Genomic DNA, 7977 nt, shown 5'->3' with positions numbered 1-7977 from the left:
TTATCAAGCATAGGAATCACCTCGACTCTAGTATAGCAAAAAAAGCCATCAAGTTGATGACTTTTTCAGTGGGTTCCCTAGAAGGAGTCGTCTTTTGCTATACTTTAGTTGAGTTCAGACTTGTCTGGTAAAAGTATGGCTAGAATGATATAGGCTGTTAGAAAGGGTAGGTTGGTCACAATAGCTAATATAATGACCACTAAACGAACATTTTCTAATTTCCAACCGTAGTTTTCATATAGGTCAAAGTAGTCATAAAGACCTGCGATAACGCCAGCAAGTTCACCACGACTTTTGTCCTTATACCATTTCTTTTTCATATTCCTTACCTCTAAGGCTTAATCACATCTACCCCACCCATGTATGGACGGAGTACTTCTGGAATAGTAACAGATCCATCTTCGTTTTGGTAGTTTTCAAGGATGGCTGCCACGGTACGACCAACTGCTAAACCAGAACCGTTAAGGGTGTGGAGCAATTTAACCTTGCCGTCAGCAGCATCGCGGTAGCGGATTTGGGCACGACGGGCTTGGAAATCCTCAGTATTTGAACAGCTTGAGATTTCACGGTAGGTATTTTGGGCAGGAATCCAGACTTCCAAGTCATAGGTCTTAGCAGCTGAGAAGCCCATATCACCTGTACAGAGGGCCAAAACGCGGTAAGGCAAGCCTAGTTTTTGGAGAATATTCTCTGCGTTTGCCGTCATTTTTTCCAATTCATCATAGGACTGTTCTGGTGTGGCAAATTTGACCATTTCAACCTTGTGGAATTGGTGAAGGCGGATCAGACCACGGGTATCACGACCAGCAGAACCGGCTTCAGAACGGAAAGATGGGCTTATGGCTGTGAAGTAGATTGGCAGGTCTTTTTCTTCCAAAATCTCGTTGCGGTAGTAGTTGGTCAATGGGACTTCCGCAGTTGGGATGAGGACGAAGTTAGTGTCTGCCAACTCAAAGGTATCTTCCTTGAACTTAGGATATTGACCAGTACCAAACATAGAGTCATGGTTGACCATGTAAGGTGTGATGATTTCCTGATAGCCTTCTGCGATATGCTCGTCCAACATGAAGTTGTAGAGGGCGCGTTCTAAGCGGGCACCCAAGTTCTTGTAGAAGAGGAAGCGAGCACCAGTTACTTTTGCCCCACGTTCCCAGTCCAGAATATCGAGGTCTTCGCCCAAATCCCAGTGAGCTTTTGGCTCGAAAGTGAATTCACGAGGTGTTCCCCAACGACGAACTTCCACGTTTTCTTCTTCATCTGCACCGACAGGGACAGAATCGTGTGGTGTATTTGGAAGAACTGCAAGGATGGCATTTAGTTTTTCATCGATTTCCAAGAGTTCAGCATCCAAGTTTTTCACATCGGCAGATAATTTTTGCATGGCAGCAATTTTGTCATCCGCATTTTCCTTGTTGCGTTTTGCTTGGGCAATCTCTGCAGAAACGGTGTTGCGCTCTGCTTTTAATTCTTCTACAGTAACCAAGATTTCACGGCGCTTTGCATCCAAGTCCTTGATGTCTGCCAAGGTTGCGGCAGCCACACCACGAGTAGCTAATTTGGCAGCCACTCCGTCAAAATCTGTACGAATACGTTTGATATCTAGCATAGATGTCTCCTTTAGAATAAAAAAACACAGAATGAGAGATGCTGGAGCGATATTTACCGCGGTTCCATCCAGCTTCACATTCTGTGCACTTTAAGTATGTCATTTTTAGCCAACGGTAGAATTTCATATCCCTTGTTTATCTGCTCACAGCGACCGCAGACTTTCTGAAAAACGCCTGATATTACTTATCCGTTTCTACCATTATACTTGATTTTTTATTTTTTGGCAAATAGATTCGAAATTTTTCTGCCGATTGTTTGCAGAAGAGTCGGTAATTTCACAACTTTTTCATTGCCGATATGCTCACGGGCAATTTTAAGAATCTTACCAGAGTCTTTAGAAGCAAACAAGAATCGACTTTTTTCTGTATAAATTTCAAAATGACGGCTGATTGTTTTTCCAGAAACGTTTGCGCCAATGCTAGTCATTTCTGACCAAGGAATCTGGATATAGCGTTCAACGTTGCTATCTGGGTAGAACTCAAGTGCCTTGTCACCAATTAGAAATTTACCAACCTTGCCACCAAAGCCCATGTAGGAAACCCCTGTGGTTTGTAGTTCAACGCTTGTATTTTGTGATTGTGCCATAGTGCTCCCTTCCTAGATATTCATTATACCATAAAACCCCGCAAGAGCGGGGTTATTGATTACATAATTCCGAAGAAACGAGCGATGATACCTACGATGAAGAGACCGATAATCATTGTGATTGGTGTTACTTTCTTCTTAAGTAAGTGCATGCAGAGGAAAGTAAGGAGGAGTCCCATCAAACCAGGAATCAAGCTGTTCAACTGGCCTTGCAAGCTTTGTGCTTGAGTTGGGTAAAGGCTAAGTCCGCTGAGAGCATCACCCAAGATGCCTTGAAGTTCAGTACCTGTTACAGTGCCTTCTGGGAAGACGATGTAAGCACCTTCTGACAATTGTTTTGCAGGAAGGTCAACGGTAAAGTTGATCGATACCCAACGTTGAACAAGGACAGCAAGAATGAACATACCGAGGATGGATGCACCTTTAGTAATGTCTTGAAGGATACCACCTGACATGTCTTTGGTAATTTCGCTACCAGCTTTGTAACCAAATTCTTGTGTGTACCATAGAAAGGCCATACGGATTGCATTCCAACCAAAGAAGAAGATAATTGGACCCATGATGTTACCAGTAAGTGCAAGTGATGCACCGAGGGCACCGAGGATTGGGCGAACAGTAAACCAGAAGACTGGGTCACCGATACCAGCAAGAGGTCCCATCATACCGATTTTCACACCTTGGATAGCTGTGTCATCGATAGCAGCACCGTTTGCACGCTCTTCTTCAAGGGCAAGAGTTACACCAAGGATTGGTGAAGCAACGTATGGGTGTGTGTTGAAGAATTCCAAGTGGCGCTCAAGAGCAGCAGCTTGATCTTCTTTTTTAGTGTAAAGTTTTTTGATAGCTGGGATCATTGCATAAGCCCAACCTAAGTTTTGCATACGCTCATAGTTCCATGAACCTTGAAGGAAGGTTGAACGCCACCAAACTTTTTTACGATCGCTTACGGAAAGTTGAATTTTTTCTGACATGATGAATCTCCCTTCTCTTAGTAGTCTTCAAGGATATCGCCGATTGGGTCATTTGAACCAGCGTTACCACCGTTACCTGATCCGCCTTGTTTAGAGAGGTTGAGGTAAATGAAAGCAATAGCAACACCGATGGTTCCAAGTGCAATCAGTGTCAATTGGCTGATAGCTGCAAGGGCAAAACCGATTGCAAAGAATGGCCATACTTCACGAGTTGCCATCATGTTGATAACCATAGCATAACCTACGGCAACAACCATACCACCGCCGACAGCCATACCGCCTTTGAGCCATTCTGGCATTGCTTCAAGAACAGCTTGAACAGCTTCAGCTGGCATTGCAAGTAGAAGAGCTGCAGGAATGGCAATACGCAAACCTTGGAGCAGAAGAGCGAACAAGTGGTAACGTTCTACAGCAGCGAAGTTTGCATCTTTAGCAGCTTTGTCTGCACCGTGGACCAAACCAACTGAGATAGTACGAACGATCATTGTAAGGAAAAGACCAGCTACGGCAAGAGGAATAGCAGTTGTTGTTGCAACGGCAATACCTTCTGCTGAGAAGTCGCCACCTTTGATCATGATGATAGCAGCAGCAACAGATGCAAGTGCTGCGTCTGGTGCAACGGCTGCACCGATGTTCGCCCAACCAAGAGCGATCATTTGTAGGGAACCACCGAGCATAACGCCTGCAGCCAAGTTACCAGTTACAAGACCAATAAGGGTACAAGCTACCAATGGTTGATGGAATTGAAATTCGTCAAGGATACCTTCAAGACCTGCGAAGAAGGCAACGATGACAACAAGAATTGCGGAAATAAGTGTAATATCCATGTTGAAATCCTTTCTTAAATCAGATTGTATTATTGAACGTTTGCCTTGTTGATCAACTCAAACAAGTCTTTCTTCGTATCGTTTGGTACTTTACGCACATCAAATTCAACGCCCAAGTCACGCAATTTTTCAAAGGTTGCAACGTCATCCTTGTCCATTGACAATACGTTGTTCACCATTGTTTTACCAGTTGAGTGAGCCATAGAACCGACGTTCAATTCTTTGATTTCTACGCCACCTTCGATTGCTTCAAGAGCTTCCTGTGGTGTTTCGAAGAGAATCAAGGCATGTGTGTTACCAAAGCGAGGGTCTTTAGAAACCTCAATCAATTTCTTGATTGGGACAACGTTCGCTTTCACGTTACCAGGAGCAGCTTGTTTGATGAGTTGTTTGCGCAATTCATCTTTAGCAACTGTATCTGAAGCAACGATGATACGATCTGCCTTAGAAGCAGGAGTCCAACCAGTCGCAACTTGACCATGCAAGAGACGAGTGTCGATACGCGCCAAGTTGATTTTCAACTTGCCATCTCCGATGACAGTCCCTGGAGGGATTGCACCTTGTGGAGCAGTTGGTGCTGCCTCAGCTACTGGAGCAGCTTCTGCGGGTTGAAGTTCTTCTGGAAGAACCTTCACACCATCCTTGGCTTCTTTGATAATGTTTGCCGCAACTTCTTCCACGCCTGCTTCAGCGTTAATCATACGCTCTGTATAGGCTTGGATCAACATTGGCAAGTTGAGGCCTGTGATGATGGCAAACTTACGATCTGGGTTTTCACCAGCTACGCGGCTTGCTTGGTTAAATGGTGACCCACTCCAAAGGTCAGCTAACACCAAAACTTCATCATCGGCATCGAATGCGTCAACAGCAGCATTGAGCTTAGCGTATAAATCATCTGGTCCTTCACTTGGCATGAAAGTAACAACCTGTACTTTATCCTGTTCGCCAAAGATCATTGAACCTGACTGATGGATACCAGCAGCAAATTCACCATGACTTGCAATAATGATTCCAATACTCATTATTGATCCTCCTAAATTTTTCTTGTTCATGTAAAAACCATTGAATGGGCTTTCATGTTCGAACTGTAACATTATAAAACGTTTTCAGTGCATTTGTCAAGAGGAATTATGTTAAAAGTGCAAAATATTTCCGAAATTTTTCATAAGTTGGTTTCAGAAAAGTGATAAAAATATGCAACGAATATGACAAAAACCTGACAGTTTATCAGGTTTTTTGATGTCTATAAAAATAGGTTTTCTAGTTCACGCGCGACACCATCTTCAAAATTAGCAAATGCTGTCAATCTGTCGGCATGTGGACGAAGTGTATCGCTACAATTTTTCATGGCATAGGCTGTTCCTGCTAGGTCTAGCATCTCAACATCGTTGTGTTCATCGCCGAAGGCAATTAAGTCGCTAGGAGTGGCTTGGTAGAGGTTAAGAACATAGCTCAGAGCGGTTGCCTTATTGACACCTTTTGCACAAGTTTCGAGGATATTTAATGGTCCACCCCACGTATTGATTTCTAATTCATCTTTGAAATAGGCATTCATTTCTTTTGCAAGTTCATACTTATCAGTTGCACGAGTTTGCATAAGGATGGAATGAGGATCGCTAGTGATTAACTCAGGTCTGATGAGTGTATCTGGAGTAATCTGTTCAACCCCCATCAGAGCTGGATCAATCTTGTCTAAGTTCTTTTGAGTGATGTAGAATTTATTCTTGTATTCACCGGCAATAAAATCTGCCTCGAATGTTTCTTCTTCTTTTAGAAATTCGAGTAGGTATTTTTTGTCGATTAAAATATTTTGTTCCCATTGCCATTTCTTTCCAGGGATGTGAACTAAAGAACCGTTGAAATTAATCATGGGAGTATCCAGTTCTAGTTGGTGGTAATATTTTTCAGCCATTCGATAGGGGCGGCCTGTGGCGATAAGAACGGTGTGTCCTGCTTGGCGGACCTTCTTTATAGTTGAGATGGTATAATCAGATAATTGGCTATCATTATTGAGCAATGTGCCGTCCAAATCGATAGCAATGATTTTTTTCTTCATATTTAATGGCATTCCTTTCTAGATTCGTTATACTAGTTTTTAATAGTGAATAGTGTTTAGGTAGTAGCTAGACTGCTGAGAAATTGTTTTATGCGTCAAAGAATAGTACTAGTAGGTAACCATATCTTGAACTAATAATTTCCAGTATAACAAAAGGAGATAATAAAAGCAAAGAAGCAATAAATTTTTTATAGATCGTCCGCAACTTTTTAATGTTCGTTATTTACGAATATTAAAGACTGAAAATCAACAAAATGACGTTTTCAAGATTAAAAAACTTGAAATTATAATGTTTTTTGATTATAATGTTTTTATCGTTCGTAAATTAAAGGAGAAATGAAAAATGGATCAATTTTTTGAATTGAAAGAACACGGAACGACGGTTTCAACAGAAATTATGGCAGGTCTTACGACTTTCTTTGCCATGTCCTATATTTTGTTCGTTAACCCGAGCGTATTGAGTGTGGCAGGTATGCCAACACAGGCTGTTTTCTTGGCGACAATTATTGCCAGTGCGGTTTCTACGCTAGTTATGGGTCTCTTTGCTAATGTTCCGTATGCATTGGCACCAGGGATGGGGCTAAACGCCTTCTTTACTTATACAGTGGTTATTGGTCTTGGTTTTACTTGGCAAGAAGCTTTGGCAATGGTTTTCCTATGCGGTCTGTTTAACGTTTTTATTACCGTTACAAAGGTTCGTAAGAGCATTATTAAGGCGATTCCGCTTAGCTTGCAACACGCTATCGGTGGTGGTATCGGTGTATTTGTTGCCTACCTTGGTTTCAAAAATTCTAACTTGATTACCTTCTTGACATCTGGTTCTGATATTATTACGATCAACGGAGTTGCTCCTGCAGATGCGACAGCTGAGACCTTCTCAAATGGTGTTTACTCTGTCTTTGCAGGTGGTGGTGTCGTACCAGGTATTTCAACCTTTACAGATCCAAGTGTTCTCTTGACAGTGTTCGGTCTTCTTTTGACAGCTGTCTTGGTGATTAAAAATGTTCGTGGTGCAATTTTGATTGGAATCATTGCAACGACTTTGGCCGGAATTCCAGCGGGTGTTGTAGACCTTTCTACCATTGATTTTGCAAATAACAATATCGGATCTGCCTTTTCAGAGTTGGGTACAACTTTCTTGGCTGCTTTTGGTGGTTTGTCATCTCTCTTTGCGGATTCAAGCCGTCTTCCACTTGTTTTAATGACTATCTTTGCATTCAGTTTGTCAGATACTTTTGATACGCTTGGTACCTTTATCGGTACAGGTCGTAAGACAGGCATCTTCTCAGCAGAAGACGAGTTGGCTCTTGAAAATGGAACTGGTTTCAACTCTAAAATGGACAAGGCTCTCTTTGCAGATGCGATTGGTACTTCAATCGGTGCTCTCTTCGGTACTTCTAACACGACAACCTATGTGGAGTCAGCAGCGGGTATCTCAGCAGGTGGTCGCACAGGTTTGACAGCTGTGACAACTGCGGTCCTCTTCCTCTTATCTATTCTGATTTTGCCTTTCGTAGGCATTGTTCCAGCAGCGGCGACTGCACCAGCCTTGATTATCGTCGGTGTCATGATGGTTTCGTCCTTCCTTGACGTTGATTGGAGCCAGTTTGAAGATGCTCTGCCAGCCTTCTTTGCAGCCTTCTTCATGGCACTTTGCTTCTCAATCTCATACGGTATTGCAGCAGCATTTATCTTCTATTGCTTGGTAAAAGTTTCAACAGGTAAGGCTAAAGAAATTCACCCAATCCTTTGGGGTGCTACAGCACTATTTATTCTGAATTTCATCATTTTAGCTCTCTTGTAAAATGCCCCAATAGTCAGAACTGATCTTCAAAAGAAGGTCAGTTTTTTTATTATGTGACTTTTAGTCCGTCACGCTCCGTAAGGTGCGTGACAAATAAACCACCCGCTATGCGGGTGCGCGACGAAG

Annotated in this window: 8 protein-coding genes; 1 reads left to right on the top strand and 7 read right to left on the bottom strand. The window is 42.6% G+C overall.

All coding sequences use genetic code 11. The features are described from left to right. Positions 1 to 104 precede the first annotated feature (104 nt). From P7J36_RS11195 to P7J36_RS11165, 7 genes are all read right to left on the bottom strand, one after another. Positions 105 to 320: a PspC domain-containing protein gene (locus tag P7J36_RS11195; RefSeq protein WP_024381939.1), complete on the bottom strand. Its 216-nt coding sequence runs from the start codon at positions 318 to 320 to the stop codon at positions 105 to 107. 11 nt (positions 321 to 331) lie between these two features. Beyond that, positions 332 to 1606, bottom strand: coding sequence for a serine--tRNA ligase (gene serS / locus P7J36_RS11190; RefSeq protein WP_408551060.1), 1275 nt, complete (start codon positions 1604 to 1606; stop codon positions 332 to 334). Between the two features lie 215 nt (positions 1607 to 1821). After that, complete coding sequence (locus tag P7J36_RS11185) at positions 1822 to 2193, bottom strand: DUF956 family protein (RefSeq protein ID WP_024388464.1); 372 nt, start codon at positions 2191 to 2193, stop codon at positions 1822 to 1824. Positions 2194 to 2252: 59 nt separating this feature from the next. Next, entirely contained in the window at positions 2253 to 3164 is a 912-nt protein-coding gene (locus P7J36_RS11180; protein ID WP_105108928.1) for a PTS system mannose/fructose/sorbose family transporter subunit IID, read from the bottom strand. A gap of 17 nt (positions 3165 to 3181) precedes the next feature. Next, entirely contained in the window at positions 3182 to 3991 is an 810-nt protein-coding gene (locus P7J36_RS11175) for a PTS mannose/fructose/sorbose transporter subunit IIC (protein ID WP_408551061.1), read from the bottom strand. Between the two features lie 29 nt (positions 3992 to 4020). After that, entirely contained in the window at positions 4021 to 5013 is a 993-nt protein-coding gene (locus tag P7J36_RS11170) for a PTS sugar transporter subunit IIB (RefSeq protein WP_158455695.1), read from the bottom strand. Between the two features lie 221 nt (positions 5014 to 5234). Continuing rightward, complete coding sequence (locus P7J36_RS11165) at positions 5235 to 6047, bottom strand: Cof-type HAD-IIB family hydrolase (protein ID WP_024388466.1); 813 nt, start codon at positions 6045 to 6047, stop codon at positions 5235 to 5237. Positions 6048 to 6390: 343 nt separating this feature from the next. On the opposite strand from P7J36_RS11165, the gene P7J36_RS11160 reads away from it, so the two are divergent. Beyond that, positions 6391 to 7851, top strand: a complete 1461-nt coding sequence (locus P7J36_RS11160) for an NCS2 family permease (RefSeq protein ID WP_408551062.1) — start codon at positions 6391 to 6393, stop codon at positions 7849 to 7851. The last annotated feature ends 126 nt before the right edge of the window (positions 7852 to 7977 follow it).

Source organism: Streptococcus suis (assembly GCF_046032115.1).
Classification (GTDB): domain Bacteria; phylum Bacillota; class Bacilli; order Lactobacillales; family Streptococcaceae; genus Streptococcus; species Streptococcus suis_AJ.
The sequence above is the reverse complement of the archived record's forward strand: the minus strand, read 5'-3'. Positions and strand labels throughout refer to the sequence as shown.

Excerpts from the sequence above, each read along its gene's own strand:
- serS (WP_408551060.1), bottom strand. The coding sequence starts at position 1,606 with ATGCTAGATATCAAACGTATTCGTACAGATTTTGACGGAGTGGCTGCC.
- P7J36_RS11160 (WP_408551062.1), top strand. The coding sequence starts at position 6,391 with ATGGATCAATTTTTTGAATTGAAAGAACACGGAACGACGGTTTCAACA.
- P7J36_RS11175 (WP_408551061.1), bottom strand. The coding sequence starts at position 3,991 with ATGGATATTACACTTATTTCCGCAATTCTTGTTGTCATCGTTGCCTTC.
- P7J36_RS11185 (WP_024388464.1), bottom strand. The coding sequence starts at position 2,193 with ATGGCACAATCACAAAATACAAGCGTTGAACTACAAACCACAGGGGTT.
- P7J36_RS11180 (WP_105108928.1), bottom strand. The coding sequence starts at position 3,164 with ATGTCAGAAAAAATTCAACTTTCCGTAAGCGATCGTAAAAAAGTTTGG.
- P7J36_RS11170 (WP_158455695.1), bottom strand. The coding sequence starts at position 5,013 with ATGAGTATTGGAATCATTATTGCAAGTCATGGTGAATTTGCTGCTGGT.
- P7J36_RS11195 (WP_024381939.1), bottom strand. The coding sequence starts at position 320 with ATGAAAAAGAAATGGTATAAGGACAAAAGTCGTGGTGAACTTGCTGGC.
- P7J36_RS11165 (WP_024388466.1), bottom strand. The coding sequence starts at position 6,047 with ATGAAGAAAAAAATCATTGCTATCGATTTGGACGGCACATTGCTCAAT.